Source organism: Phaeovulum sp. W22_SRMD_FR3 (genome assembly GCF_052113705.1).
Lineage (GTDB): Bacteria > Pseudomonadota > Alphaproteobacteria > Rhodobacterales > Rhodobacteraceae > JBGQOG01.
Window position 1 is genome coordinate 398851 of sequence record NZ_JBGQOG010000001.1, and the last position, 12824, is coordinate 411674.

The window sequence follows — 12824 nt, forward strand, 5'->3', positions numbered from 1 at the left end:
TTCCCTTTTGCCGCTTCTCGACTAGACAGCGCCTTTGAAACCCACCGGCAGGAGTAGTCCCATGGCGTCCTATCAGTATGTCTACCACATGGAAGGTGTCTCCAAGACCTATCCCGGCGGCAAGAAATGCTTTGAAAATATCCACCTGAACTTTCTGCCCGGTGTGAAGATCGGTGTCGTCGGCGTCAACGGTGCGGGTAAATCGACCCTGCTGAAGATCATGGCCGGCATGGACAAGGATTTCCAGGGCGAAGCATGGGCCGCCAAAGGCGCCAAGATCGGCTATCTGCCGCAGGAACCGCGTCTGGACGAGTCGCTGGACGTGCGCGGCAATGTGATGCTGGGTCTGGCGGAGAAAACCGGCATTCTCGCGCGCTACAACGAATTGGCGATGAACTACTCGGACGAGACCGCCGATGAGATGGCCGAGCTGCAGGACAAGATCGACGCGCAGAACCTCTGGGATCTGGACAGCCAGGTCGACATCGCGCTGGAGGCCCTGCGCTGCCCGCCCGATGACGCAGATGTCTCGACCCTTTCGGGCGGTGAGCGCCGCCGCGTGGCTTTGTGCAAACTGCTGCTCGAAGCGCCGGACATGCTGCTCCTCGACGAACCGACCAACCACCTGGACGCCGAGACCATCGCCTGGCTGCAAAAGCACCTGATCGAATACACCGGCACCATCCTCTGCGTCACCCACGACCGGTACTTCCTGGATGACATCACCGGCTGGATCCTCGAGCTGGACCGGGGCCGTGGCATCCCCTACGAGGGGAACTATTCCGCATGGCTGGAGCAGAAGGCCAAGCGCCTGCTGCAGGAAGCGCGTGAGGACAAGGCCAAGCAAAAAGTCATGGCCAAAGAGCTTGAGTGGATCCGCGCGGGCGTCAAGGCCCGTCAGGCCAAGCAAAAAGCCCGGATCTCGGCCTATGAGAAAATGGCGGATGTCTCGGAGAAAGAACGGGTCGGCAGCGCGCAGATCATCATCCCGAACGGCCCGCGTCTGGGCGGCAAGGTGATTGAGGTCGAAGGGCTGAAGAAAGCCATGGGCGACAAGCTGCTGATCGAAAACCTGACCTTCTCGATCCCGCCGGGTGCCATTGTCGGCGTCATCGGGCCGAACGGTGCCGGTAAATCGACGCTGTTCAAGATGATCACCGGGCAGGAAACCCCGGATGAGGGCTCGATCATCGTCGGCGACACGGTGAAACTCTCCTATGTCGATCAGTCGCGCGACACGCTCGACCCGAACAAGACCGCCTGGGAAGAAATCTCGGACAGTCTTGAGGTCGTGCATCTGGGCGATGTCGAGATGAACAGCCGCGCCTACGCCGGGGCCTTCAACTTCAAGGGCACCGACCAGCAGAAGAAAGTCGGCCTGCTCTCGGGCGGGGAGCGCAACCGCGTTCACCTGGCCCGCCTGCTGCGCGCCAATGGCAACGTGCTGCTCCTCGACGAACCGACCAACGACCTTGACGTGGAAACGCTGCAGGCACTGGAAGCGGCCATCGAAGATTTCGCCGGTTGCGCGGTGATCATCAGCCACGACCGCTTCTTCCTCGACCGTCTGTGCACGCATATCCTCGCCTTTGAGGGCGATGCGCATGTGGAATGGTTCGAAGGCAACTTCGGTGCCTATGAAGAGGACAAGATCCGCCGCCTCGGGGCGGATTCGGTCCAGCCGAAGCGCGTCAAACACAAGAAATTCAGCAGGTAATCTGAATGCAAATAGCGCTCCGTCCGCTGCTGCTTGCGATTTTCATCGCCGCGGCGGTCGGGGCGCTGACGGGCTATCGCTATGATGGCACCGCCAACCCGGAATACACCCCGGGGATGCATGGCCTGGTGGCCCTGTCCGGGATGCTGGGGGCCGCCATAGGCACCTTGTTCGGATTTCCGTTGATGCTGTTCCCGGTGCGCCGCTTCGCGGTGCTGCGGGACATTGGCATTGTGATGGGCATCCTCGTCTTCGCCGGGCTGGTCGGCGGCCTGATTCTGGGCCCCATGGGCCCGATGATGGGGTTGATGGCGGCGGTGATTTTCCCGCTTCACGATCCGGTCGTGGGATTGGCCTATGGTGCGGCCATTGCAACCGTTCTGTGGCTGGCCCACCGGACGCGCCAGGACCCGCGCTGACCGCCCCTGCGACACTTTGGCCGCCCCGCCTCCGGCCTGCATTAATCAGACCGAAAACATGTCATGGCATATGGTGACAAGGCCGGTGCACAGCGTGTCATCGCGCCTGCTGTACGCGGCAGTTATCCATTTTGGGCGTATGAGTGAGAGGGCAGGTCGCCGCAGCCTGCCCCTTTTTCATGCGACGAATTCGCGCATCCCCGCGGAACCCGGCCCGATGTCGCGGCGTTGGCCTCTCAACAGCATAGAGGGAGCGATCACCATGAAAGGTATCTTGGCTTGGGCCATCGGGATTCCGATCCCGATCATCATCATCCTGTATTTCGCGGGCGTGTTCTGACCAGTCGGTACACGTACGAGTGGGGGCAGGCCGCCCGCGACCTGCCCCGTTTATGTGCCTGAACAACGCCTTCACACCCCCGGCGTGACGGCGCGCCCCCGAACCCGGCAAGGCCCGGGAACCGACGGCCCCGGCGCGACGTGAGGTCGGCTGTGGCGACTGCCCCGCGACCGGGCCCCCGGAAGCGGCTGCTGCAGGTGAGGCGGTTGCTGCGGGCATCCCCACGGCAGCACCCACCGGGCGCGCGCGTTGACGCCATGCTTCCCCAAAACCTACTTCTTTTTCACGAATTCGGTGAGGATGACGATCCGTTGCCCCTCCACCCGGCCCTCGATATGGCCCGCGTTTTCGGCCACGAGGCTGATGCCGCGCACCGCGGTGCCGCGTTTGGCGGTAAAGCCCGCGCCCTTCACCGGCAAATCCTTGATCAGCACCACGGTATCGCCCTGCGCCAGCACGACACCATTGCTGTCCTTGTGCACGACGCCCGGCAGCGGCTGCCCGGCCTCGGCCCAAGCCTGCGTTGCGGCGTCCAGCGCGATGTTCTCACGCGCCTCGGCGGCCCAGGGGGCCTCGATCTGACCCAGTTTGCGCCAGACCGCCACCTGCACGGCGGGCACGCCCGACCAGGCGGCACCCTCCAGACAGCGCCAATGACCCTCGGCGGTGCTGCCCTCCTCATCGCGGCAAGCGGCGCAGAGGAGCACGGCCTCATCCTCGCCCGGCGGCACATCCACCGGGGCCAGATCCGTAGCATCGCCACAGAATTCGCAAACGCCACCGGCGCGGGTCATCAGATCATCAATCAGGGACATGGGGCCTCCGGGCCGCTGGGATTTGCCCCTGCCTAGCGACTGCACCGGCGCCGGGCAAGCCTGCCGGCCCGCCCGGCCCTGCGGCGAAGCCGCGCGTCAGCCGTCGATCCAGTCCCAAGCGACGGTGAATTCCCCCATGCGCGCCGCAACCGCGCGGCGGTCACAGCCCTCGCCCGCCCGCAGCCGCGCCACCAGACCGCGCTTTTTATCCTCGACCACCTCGACCACCTGCGCCATCGCGCCCGCTTGGTCCAGGGTCGCATTCAGCACGCGAATGATCGCCAGACGCCGCAGATCGGGCTTGAAGATCTTGCCCACTGCGGTTTTGGGCAGCTCCGGCAGGATGTCGATATGTTTTGGCACCGCCGCGCGTTCCTGGATATGCGTGCGGGCATGCTCGAGCAGCGCCTCGGGCGTCACTTCGGCCCCGGCGACCAGCTCGACATAGGCGCAGGGCAATTCGCCCGCGAAACTGTCCGGCTGACCGATGGCCCCGGCAAAGGCCACGGCGGGATGGGACAAGAGCGCCGATTCGATCTCGGCGGGGTCAATATTGTGGCCGCCGCGGATGATCAGATCCTTGGCGCGCCCGGTGATCCACAGATAGCCATCGGCATCAAGCCGCCCCAGATCGCCGGTGCGCAGGAACCGCCCTTCGGCGAAGAGCTCGCGGTTCTTGTCGGCTTCGGTATAGGTCGAACCGTCAAAAACGCCGGGGCTGGCAACGCAGATCTCGCCCACCTCATCAATGCCGCAATCGTGGAAATCCCCGCCCCGTTTCATCAGAATCCGCACATGGCTGTAGGGCAAGGGCACCCCGACCGAGCCGACTTTCTTCATCCCGTTCACCGGGTTGCAGGAGACGAGACAGGTCGCCTCGGTCAGGCCGTAGCCCTCGGCAATCTCCACACCGGTCGCCGCCTTGAAGCGGTTGTAAAGCTCGATCGGCAGCGGGGCCGAGCCGGAAATCGCGGTTTTCAGGCTGGAGACGTCGGCATTGACCGGACGTTGCATCAGCGCGGAAATCGCTGTGGGCACGGTGATCAGGAAGGTGACCTGCCAGCGTTCGATCAGCTTCCAGAAATTGTCGAACACCCCCTCGCCGCGATAGCCCGCGGGGGTGGGCATCACCATATGCGCACCGGACGCGATACAGGACATCAGGATCGGATAGGCCGCGAAAACATGGAACAGCGGCAGCGGGCAGATCAGCACATCCGTCTCATCAAACAGCAGTTTGCCGCCCAGCCAGCCGTTGTAGATCATCCCCGAATAGCGGTGCTGCGCCACTTTCGGCATGCCGGTGGTGCCGCCGGTGTGGAAATAGGCGGCGACCCGGTCGGTGGTGGCATCGGCAAAGCTCAGACGCTCCGCCGGTTGCCCGGCGCAGGCACGGTTGAAATCCAGCATGCGGGCCCGGTGCGTCACCGTCATTTTCGGGCGGATCAGCGGCACGATCAGGTTTTTGGGAAAGCGAAGATAGCGGTTGAGGTCGACCTCAAGCACGGTTTGCACATTCGGGGCCATGGCGACAGCTGCTGCGGCCTTTTGCGCACAATCGCTTTTCGGAAAGGCCTTCAGCGTCACCAGCACCTTGGCATTGGTTTCACGCAGGATGGCGCCGATCTGCTCGGGCTCCAGCAAGGGATTGATCGGATTGACGATCCCCGCAATGCTGCCGCCCAAGAGAACCGCCGCCGTCTCAAGGCAATTGGGCAGCATATAGGCGACGGTATCCCCCTCGCCCACGCCAAGACTGCGGAACAGATTGGCCGCCTGCGTTGAGCGCGCCATCAGATCGCGCCAGCTCAGGGTTTCGGCCGGGTCCTTGGGGCCCGAGAAAATCTGAAAAGTGATCGCCGGACGATCGCCGTGGCGGGCGGTCACATCCGCCAAGAACTGATACATCGTGTGCGGGCGCGCGCGATCCGCCCAAGGCATCTCGGCTTCGACCGCATCCCGGTCTGCCACGCTGGCAAATTTTCCCATGTCATCCTCCCTGCGGCGCGTTCCGAATTTCCTCCCCGAAGCGTGCCTTGTGCAAGGTTGCCCGAAAACCGGGGGCGCGGGCAAGCCAGCACCCCCGGTTGCAACGTCACGTCACGGAAAGAAGTGCCGCGTCACACCGTGCCTTCGGTGAATTGCAGCCGCGCCAGCCGGGCATAGAGCCCGTTTTGCGCCACCAGCTCATCATGCGTCCCCTGCGCCACGATGCGGCCCTGATCAAACACCACGATCCGGTCGGCCTTTTTCACCGTCGCCAACCGGTGCGCCACGATCAGCGTGGTGCGGGTCTCGGCCAGACGCTCCACCGCCGCCTGCACCGCGCGCTCGCTTTCGGCATCGAGCGCGCTTGTCGCCTCGTCCAGAAGCAGGATCGGCGCGTCGCGCAAAATGGCGCGGGCGATGGCGATGCGCTGTTTCTGCCCGCCCGAGAGCATCACGCCCCGCTCGCCGACATAGGTCTCATAGCCCTCCGGCAGCGCCGACAGGAAGTCATGCGCATGGGCGGCGCGGGCGGCATTTTCCACCTCGGCATCGGTGGCTTCGGGGCGGCCAAAGCGGATGTTCTCGCGCGCCGAGGCCGCAAAGATCACCGGGTCCTGAGGCACGAGGCTGATGGCGCGGCGGAAATCGGCGCGCGCCAGCGTGCGCAAATCATGGCCGTCGATGCTGACCGAGCCGGATTCCGGGTCCCAGAACCGCTGGATCAACTGGATGACCGTGGTCTTGCCCGCGCCGGAGGGTCCGACCAGCGCCACGGTTTCGCCCGGCGCAATCTTCAGCGTCACCTGATCGAGCGCCGAAGCATTGGGGCGCGAGGGATAATGGAAGGTCACATCGTGAAAGGCGATGGCGCCTTTCGCGGGCATCGGCAGCGGCAGGGGATGCGCCGGGTCAAGCACCGGATCTTCGGCCGAGAGGAGCTCCACCAGCCGCTCGGTCGCCCCCGCCGCGCGTTGCAGCTCGCCCCAGATCTCCGAGAGGGCGCCGACCGAGCCCGCGACCATCACCGCATAGATGACAAACTGCACCAGCTGGCCCACGCTCATCGCGCCCGCCCGCACATCGCGCGCGCCGATCCACAGGACGCCCACCACCCCGGCAAAGACGAGGAAGATCACGATGACGGTCATCACCGCACGGGTGCCGATCCGGGTTTTGGCCGAGCGATAGCTTTGCTCGGTGACATCGGCGAAACGGCCGCGCGTCGGGGCTTCATGGGTAAAGGCCTGCACGGTCTGCGCCGCCATCAGCGCCTCGGAGGCATTGGCCGAGGAGAGCGCGATCAGATCCTGGTTCTGGCGGCTGAGGTTGCGCAACCGGCGGCCCAGCACGATGATCGGCACCACCACGGCGGGCACCAGCAGCAGCACCAGCCCGGTCAGCTTGGCCGAAGTCAGCATCAGCATTGCCACACCGCCGATCAGGATCAGCGCGTTGCGCAGCGCGATCGAGACCGAGGAGCCGATGACCGAGAGGATCAGCGTGGTGTCCGTGGTGATCCGGCTGATGATCTCGCCGGTCAGGATTTTCTCGAAGAACGACGGGCTGAGGCCCAGCACCCGGTCGAAAACCGCGCGGCGGATATCGGCCACCACCCGCTCGCCGAGCCGCGTCACCAGATAATAGCGCGCCCCCGTGCCCAGCGCCAAAAGCCCCGCAATCAGCAATGCGGCGGCGAAATAGGCATCCAGCAGCTGCGCGCCCTGATTAAAGCCGTCCACCACCCGGCGCACCGCCAGCGGCAGGATCAGGCTGATCGAGGCGGTCGCCGCAAGTGCCACCAGCGCCGAGATGGCGATCACCCGATAGGGTTTGATGAACGGGGCAAGCCCCCTGAGCGCGCCGATGCGTTTCGTCGTCGGGCGGTCTTCGAGCGAGGCTTTGGGAGCGCGTGCCATGGGGTCTCCTGTTCCGGTCCCCTCGGGATTTAGGCATTTCGGCCCGCAGGGGCAAGCGATCTGGCCGCGCGCATCGTCGCAGGGCCCGCCCGCCTCCCGCGCGTGGCTGCGGCGGCGCAACGGCTGCGGCGACGGGAACGCTTGCCGCAATACGATCCGGGCTGGGGTCAGGAACGGGCGCCGGGCGCGCGCCGGATCAGCAGAACAGCAAGCATCATAAGCGTCGCGCAGGCCGCAACCGCCGCCGCCACCCACAGCACCGCCTGAAAGGAGGCGGCCTGCGCGATCAGCCCCGCCGCCGGGCCTGCCAGAACGCCACTGACCTTGAGCACGTTCCAGTACAGGGCCGTGGCCTGCGCGGGGCGATCCTCGGCATAAGATTGAATGAAGCTGATCCCGAGGCTTGCATAGAGGCCGTAATACAGCCCTTCGAGTGCCGCCCCGGCCAACATCTGCGGATAGGTCTGCACCTGTGACATCAGGGAAATCGTCACAGCAGCCAGTGCGGCCACCAGCGCCAGCGGCCGTTTCAGGCCAAAACGGGCGGTCATGAGCGGCGTGGCGAAAATCGCCAGGATCTCCACAAAGGTCTTCATGCTGAACGCGGTGCCGGGCGCGTAATCGGGCAGCCCCACCTCGCGCACATAAAAGAGTGGCAGGGCGCTGAAGGTCAGCGAATGCGCCAAGGACATGCAAAACACAAAGGCCGCCGCCAGCCAGAGCCTCTTGTCCCGCGGCACCGGGCCGCCTGCCGCGCCGCTTTTCGGGCGCAGCACCATGGCGCGGGGGATGATCGCCCACCACATCACCGCCCAGATCAGCGCCAGCCCGAAGGCAAACCGGAACACCACCGCATCGCCGAACCATCCGGCGCAGAGGAAACTGGCGGCGGGCCCGATCATCCAGCCGGTGGAGGTGGTGGCGCGCATATAGGCATTGGACCGGCCGCGCGGCATCTTTTGCCCTTCGGCCACCACCAGCCCCATGCTGAACATGGTCGAGACCGCGCTGCCGCTGAGGCCAAAGCCCAGCGCGCCAAAGCTGAGGACGCTCCACAGCGCGGGCCGGACCGACAGCACGAGGCTCGCCGCAAGATAACCGGCGAGCGCCACGCCGATCAGCGGGAAGGGGGCGGTGCCATTGTCCAGCCAACGGCCGAAGGCGCGGTTGCAAATGATACCGATACCGGTGACTTCCAGCGCATAGACGCCAATGGCCCAGGGCGCCTGACCCAGCCCCTCGACGATATAATAGCCCATGAACGGCACGATCATCGCGCTGCAGACAGTGCCGGTGAACAACACCAGCAGGAAGGGAAGAAGCGTGAGCGGCTGGCCCCGCCCTGTTGTCTGCGGTGGTATCATTCAAAAGCTGCCTTGGGGGGATGCCGCCGCGTTTTCCGGGGAACCCTCCGACCTCTTAGGCCGCCAAGATGACGGCTCTGTGTCAGCGGGGGGCGCAATATCACCACTGGCCCCCCGTGACACTGGTGCCGCGCGGTGCTGCGCAGCATGGCCCTGCGTGGCGAGCCCGGGTCAGGCCCCGGGTCAGGCGCCGGGCATTGGGCCGTCCAGCACAGTCACCGTGCCGTCCAGCGTGCCGGGGATCCAAAACTTGCCGGTGGTGCCGTCGCGCGCGAAATCCGCCGGGCCGTGGATGTCCACCGCCAGCGGCACCCCCGCATGCGCACCCGACAGCGGGTCCACCAGCATCAGCGCGCCCGGCACCGGCGACAGGCTCCTCCAGTCCGACATGACGACCTTGCCATCCGGCAGCGCGGCAATCCCGTCCAAAATCCCGAATGGCGCGCCGTCGACGCGGGCCACCCCGCGCTCCGGTGACCAGACAAACACATCCCCGCCACCGAAATCAGCCCCGAGCGCGACAATGACCGCCGCCGCCCGCGCCGCGTCCCAGATCAGCCCGTTGGCACCGGGGATCCCTTCCGCCACGACCTGAAAACCGCCCGTGCCCGGGTCCAGCTGATGGATCTGCCCGCGCAAAGTGTCCGAGACCAGAAGCTGGCCCCGCATGACCGCAATGTCGTTCAGCAGGCTCGGCGCGCCCTCAGGCAGAGTCGCGGAAAACACCCTTTCGCGGGTTGTGATGTCAAAGCCCACCACCCGGTCGATGTCGGCGACATAGAGAACCCCGTCCAGCAGGGCCATGCCCTTCGGCGCATCGAGGCCGACAAAGGCCTGCCGCTCCCGCAGCCGCCCCTGCGGGTCGAGCAGGCTGATGAAACCGTCGCCATCATGGGTCAGCGGCGCGAGATCCGCCCCGATGTTGGAGACATAGACCCCGGAGGGCGTCAGCAGCACGCTTTCGGGGTGCGAAAAACCGGTGAGGATGGTCGGATCGGCATGGGCCGCCGACGCGGTCAGGGTGAGGCAAAGGGCGAAAAGGGCGCGCGGGCTCATCTGGTATCTCCTGTTCAGTGCCGCGCCACCTTCGCATCACCGCGGCGGCCTGCTGCGCCGCCCCCGGTCAAAAGTGAACCCGTTTCGGTCACCCGCGGACTAGGCGCAGCCAAATCCGCTGCTATCCTGCGGGCATGAGAAACTTTGCGCCCCCCTCGCTGACCCGTGACCTTCTCTCCGCCCTCGCCGCCTTCCGGCAGCCCGGCGCACAGGGGATGGCCCCGCATGGGGCAGGGTTGTTTTCCTATTGCGCTGTGGCGCGGGAGCGGCTGATCGCGGTCCGGCTGCCACATCCGGTGGTGGCAGTGCTTTTGAGCGGCACCAAGGAGGTCTGGCAGGGGCTGACACAGGAACGGCTGACCGCAGGTGCCGTGTTCGTGTTGCCCGGCGGCGTCGATCTGGAGATCGTCAACGACCCCGATCCGCGCAGCGGCCTCTATCAATCGCTGATCCTTGAGGTGCCGCCCGCGCTGGTCAGCCATGTGCCCGAGGACCTGCCGCCGCCCGTCGGCGCGCATCAGATCCCGCTCTGCCGGGCGCTGATGGAGGCCTTGGTGCATGCCACGGCCGAGATCGCCTCGGGCACGGCTGCGCCGCATGTGCGCGCCGCCCGCATCCGGGAATTGCTGGCGTTGCTGGCACCGGAACCGGCCGCACGGCCGCTTTTTGATCTGCCGCCCGTCGACCGCCTGCGCCGGGCGTTCCGCGCCAGCCCGGACCGGGCCTGGCGCTGCGCAGAGGTGGCGGCCTCGCTCGGAATGTCAGAGGCCAGCCTGCGCCGCCGCCTGCGGGCGGAAGACACCAGCTTCAGCGCACTTCTGCGGGCAGAGCGGATGCTGGCCGCGCAGCAGATGCTGGCGCGGGGCATGGCCAGCGGCCTTGCGGCCGAAGCGGTCGGCTATGCGTCACGCACGCATTTTGCCCGGGCCTATCGCGCCGTATTCGGCACCGCACCCACCGGGGCGCGCGGGGCAACATCTGATCCCTGATCCGGGCTCCGCGCCTCAGGTGGCGGTCCGTTCCCGCAGCCCCCACTGATCCGACCGCCACCGCCTCCGGGCCGAATGGCACTGTAGCCAGAGGCGCCGCTCCGCCCGGAACATCGTGGCGCACCCGCAAGCAAAAGCGCCCCGGCTTCAAGCGCCGCCGAAGGGCCCTCACGCGCTGCGCAGCGCCGATCTGCGGCAGAAACGGCCGGACCAAGCGACAGGTCGCGCCCCGGGTCTGCGCGGCGCAGTGCCGGCAGAGCGCCGATGAAACGTCACGCGCCTGGCCCGCTCACCCCGCGTCGGTCAGTCCATCGCGCGCGGCACCGGGATCGGGTGCCTGCCCCTCAACCGCTTGCGCCGGGCCAGACGAGCGAGCGGTGCAGGTGCAGGCCCGCCTTCGCACCGTCTCCAACCGCGAGCGACACGGAATGCGGCATCTGTGCCACGTCGCCACAGGCAAAGACGCCGGGCACATTGGTCTGCTTTGACGCATCCACCGCAATGGTGTGGCCCATCGGCCCCTCTTCGAGCGCACAGCCCAGCAGCGCAGGCAGCGTGCAGGCAGGCGTGACGCGGCTCGCGGTGAAGAGCCCGGCGAAGGACAGCACCCGGCCATCGGCCAGCCGCACATCCGCGTCGGCCGCAATCTGCGTGATCGGGGTCTCCTCAACCCTCACACCTCGTGCGACCAGCGCCTGCCGCGCGGCGGGATCGGGCGACAGCGCAGCCCCGTTGGTCAACAAGGTAACGTCTCCCCATTCCGTCAGAAGCTCTGCCTGATGCGCGGACATCGGCCCCGTCGCGATCACGCCGATCGGGCCCTGATCCAGCTCATAGCCGTGGCAATAGGGACAGTGAAAAACCGAAACGCCCCAACGCTCTGCCAGCCCCGGAACCTGCGGCAGCAGATCGGTGACACCGGTCGCGAACAGCAGGCGGCGCCCCTGGTGAAGCTGCCCCCCGGCCGACCCCACCGCGAATGCATCCCGCGCGCCGGTGGCCGAGACGGCCGCGCCGTCAATCCATGTCAGCGTCGGATAGGCCTCCAGCTGGCGGCGTGCGCTCTGGGCAATGGCTGCGGGATCGGCACCGTCCTGCCCCAGAAACCCATGCGACCGGCTGGCAAAGCGGTTGCGCCGCTGGCCCGCGTCAATGACAAGCACGGATCTGCGCGCACGCAGAAGCTGGAGGGAGGCCGCCATTCCGGCATAGCTTCCCCCGACAACAATCACATCATAGGTCATTCAAGGCTCTTTCGGGTTGCGCCGCGCGGCGTGGCGTTTGGCAAAATCCGCCGCAAGATCGGCAAGCGTGATCTCTGCGAACCGCGCCAGCAAAAGCGCTTCGGCTTCGGCAAAGCTCTGGTCCAGCGCGGCATTGACCGTCTGCTCGATCAGACAGCCGGGCATCTCATGGCGGTTGCCCACCGCAAAAAGCGCGGGTTCGCCCAAGGCGTCATGCAGCTGGCGCAGCGTGACGGCGGCAAGGTCGGCAGTGATGCGCCAGCCCCCCGCATGCCCCCGGTCCGAGGCGACGATCCCGGCCGTGCGCAGGAACCCCATGGTGCGCCGGACGACGACAGGGTTGGTGGACAGGCATTCTGCCAGCGCATCGGATGTCATCGGGCCGTCCTGCTCTGCCATATGCAGGAGCGCATGCAGGACCGAAGAGAGGCGGCTGTCACGTTTCATGTAACATCAATAGTTCTGATTCGGTGACGCTGTCAAGCTTGCACCGCCGAAATGCGGTGGCCGGATGCCGGAGCGCGGCACCGCCCCCCCCCCGCCCCTTTTGCAATTGCCCCGATTGCACTGCCTGCATGGGGGTCCCGAGCAAATGTCCGGGTGCTGAAGACGGCCTTGCAACCTTTGATGCCGCGGTGCCGGACATCGGCGCGGCCATCCTGAGCCTGATCCCGCGTTGCGCGATGGAGCGGGGATTTTGGCCAGACCTGCCGCTCTCTCACCAAGGGGCAAGAGGAGGACAGGCTGCGGCCCCCTCAGTGCGCCCCCCGTTCAGTGCCCCCGACCTGCCCGAAGCACCGCCCGGGCCTCACCGCCCGGCATTGTGGCGAAAAACCGCCAGCGGTCTGGCGGCCGGTTGCGACGCTTTTGACCGCGCGGGGCGGTTTTTCGCACACGTTTCAGCCCCATTGTGCCACCATAGGTCACCCCGGCGAGGAGAGCGGGGAGAATGGGCGGGTTAGCTTGCCCGCAGAG

The 12824-nt window shown here is 66.3% G+C and carries 11 protein-coding genes; 4 read left to right on the plus strand and 7 right to left on the minus strand.

Going from position 1 to position 12824, the window contains the following annotated elements:
• The first annotated feature begins 61 nt into the window (after positions 1-61).
• From ettA to ACEN2S_RS01910, 3 genes are read left to right on the plus strand one after another with little or no spacing between them, the layout of a single operon-like run.
• Positions 62-1717 carry an energy-dependent translational throttle protein EttA gene (gene ettA, locus ACEN2S_RS01900; RefSeq protein ID WP_441861619.1) on the plus strand — a complete coding sequence of 552 codons (1656 nt, stop codon included), beginning with the start codon at positions 62-64 and terminating at the stop codon, positions 1715-1717.
• A 5-nt stretch (positions 1718-1722) separates the two neighbouring features.
• Entirely contained in the window at positions 1723-2136 is a 414-nt protein-coding gene (locus ACEN2S_RS01905; RefSeq protein WP_441861622.1) for a hypothetical protein, read from the plus strand.
• 58 nt (positions 2137-2194) lie between these two features.
• Positions 2195-2476: a hypothetical protein gene (locus ACEN2S_RS01910; protein WP_441861625.1), complete on the plus strand. Its 282-nt coding sequence runs from the start codon at positions 2195-2197 to the stop codon at positions 2474-2476.
• 272 nt (positions 2477-2748) lie between these two features.
• Here ACEN2S_RS01910 and ACEN2S_RS01915 read toward each other — a convergent pair whose 3' ends face one another.
• From ACEN2S_RS01915 to ACEN2S_RS01935, 5 genes are all read right to left on the minus strand, one after another.
• Positions 2749-3291 (minus strand): PhnA domain-containing protein, encoded by a 543-nt coding sequence (locus ACEN2S_RS01915; protein ID WP_441861628.1) that lies wholly within the window; start codon positions 3289-3291, stop codon positions 2749-2751.
• Between the two features lie 96 nt (positions 3292-3387).
• Positions 3388-5280, minus strand: coding sequence for an acyl-CoA synthetase (locus tag ACEN2S_RS01920; protein ID WP_441861630.1), 1893 nt, complete (start codon positions 5278-5280; stop codon positions 3388-3390).
• Between the two features lie 131 nt (positions 5281-5411).
• The gene (locus ACEN2S_RS01925) at positions 5412-7196 is read right to left on the minus strand and encodes an ABC transporter transmembrane domain-containing protein (protein WP_441861633.1); all 1785 of its coding nucleotides are present in this window, start codon (positions 7194-7196) and stop codon (positions 5412-5414) included.
• 167 nt (positions 7197-7363) lie between these two features.
• Positions 7364-8560: an MFS transporter gene (locus ACEN2S_RS01930; RefSeq protein ID WP_441861635.1), complete on the minus strand. Its 1197-nt coding sequence runs from the start codon at positions 8558-8560 to the stop codon at positions 7364-7366.
• Positions 8561-8743: 183 nt separating this feature from the next.
• The gene (locus tag ACEN2S_RS01935; protein WP_441861638.1) at positions 8744-9616 is read right to left on the minus strand and encodes a hypothetical protein; all 873 of its coding nucleotides are present in this window, start codon (positions 9614-9616) and stop codon (positions 8744-8746) included.
• Between the two features lie 134 nt (positions 9617-9750).
• Here ACEN2S_RS01935 and ACEN2S_RS01940 point away from each other — a divergent pair, with 134 nt between their 5' ends.
• A complete protein-coding gene (locus tag ACEN2S_RS01940) occupies positions 9751-10605 on the plus strand; it encodes a helix-turn-helix transcriptional regulator (protein ID WP_441861640.1) in 855 nt (284 codons plus the stop codon).
• Between the two features lie 344 nt (positions 10606-10949).
• On the opposite strand, the gene ACEN2S_RS01945 is transcribed toward ACEN2S_RS01940, so the two are convergent.
• Together ACEN2S_RS01945 and ACEN2S_RS01950 are read right to left on the minus strand one after the other, a co-directional pair.
• Positions 10950-11849: an NAD(P)/FAD-dependent oxidoreductase gene (locus ACEN2S_RS01945; RefSeq protein ID WP_441861643.1), complete on the minus strand. Its 900-nt coding sequence runs from the start codon at positions 11847-11849 to the stop codon at positions 10950-10952.
• A complete protein-coding gene (locus ACEN2S_RS01950; protein WP_441861646.1) occupies positions 11850-12296 on the minus strand; it encodes an RrF2 family transcriptional regulator in 447 nt (148 codons plus the stop codon).
• Positions 12297-12824 lie beyond the last annotated feature (528 nt).

Bases quoted from the DNA above. Each gene is read 5' to 3' on its own strand.
- ACEN2S_RS01925 (WP_441861633.1), bottom strand. From the start codon at position 7,196: ATGGCACGCGCTCCCAAAGCCTCGCTCGAAGACCGCCCGACGACGAAA.
- ACEN2S_RS01915 (WP_441861628.1), bottom strand. From the start codon at position 3,291: ATGTCCCTGATTGATGATCTGATGACCCGCGCCGGTGGCGTTTGCGAA.
- ACEN2S_RS01910 (WP_441861625.1), top strand. From the start codon at position 2,195: ATGTCATGGCATATGGTGACAAGGCCGGTGCACAGCGTGTCATCGCGC.
- ACEN2S_RS01920 (WP_441861630.1), bottom strand. From the start codon at position 5,280: ATGGGAAAATTTGCCAGCGTGGCAGACCGGGATGCGGTCGAAGCCGAG.
- ACEN2S_RS01950 (WP_441861646.1), bottom strand. From the start codon at position 12,296: ATGAAACGTGACAGCCGCCTCTCTTCGGTCCTGCATGCGCTCCTGCAT.
- ettA (WP_441861619.1), top strand. From the start codon at position 62: ATGGCGTCCTATCAGTATGTCTACCACATGGAAGGTGTCTCCAAGACC.
- ACEN2S_RS01930 (WP_441861635.1), bottom strand. From the start codon at position 8,560: ATGATACCACCGCAGACAACAGGGCGGGGCCAGCCGCTCACGCTTCTT.
- ACEN2S_RS01905 (WP_441861622.1), top strand. From the start codon at position 1,723: ATGCAAATAGCGCTCCGTCCGCTGCTGCTTGCGATTTTCATCGCCGCG.
- ACEN2S_RS01940 (WP_441861640.1), top strand. From the start codon at position 9,751: ATGAGAAACTTTGCGCCCCCCTCGCTGACCCGTGACCTTCTCTCCGCC.
- ACEN2S_RS01935 (WP_441861638.1), bottom strand. From the start codon at position 9,616: ATGAGCCCGCGCGCCCTTTTCGCCCTTTGCCTCACCCTGACCGCGTCG.
- ACEN2S_RS01945 (WP_441861643.1), bottom strand. From the start codon at position 11,849: ATGACCTATGATGTGATTGTTGTCGGGGGAAGCTATGCCGGAATGGCG.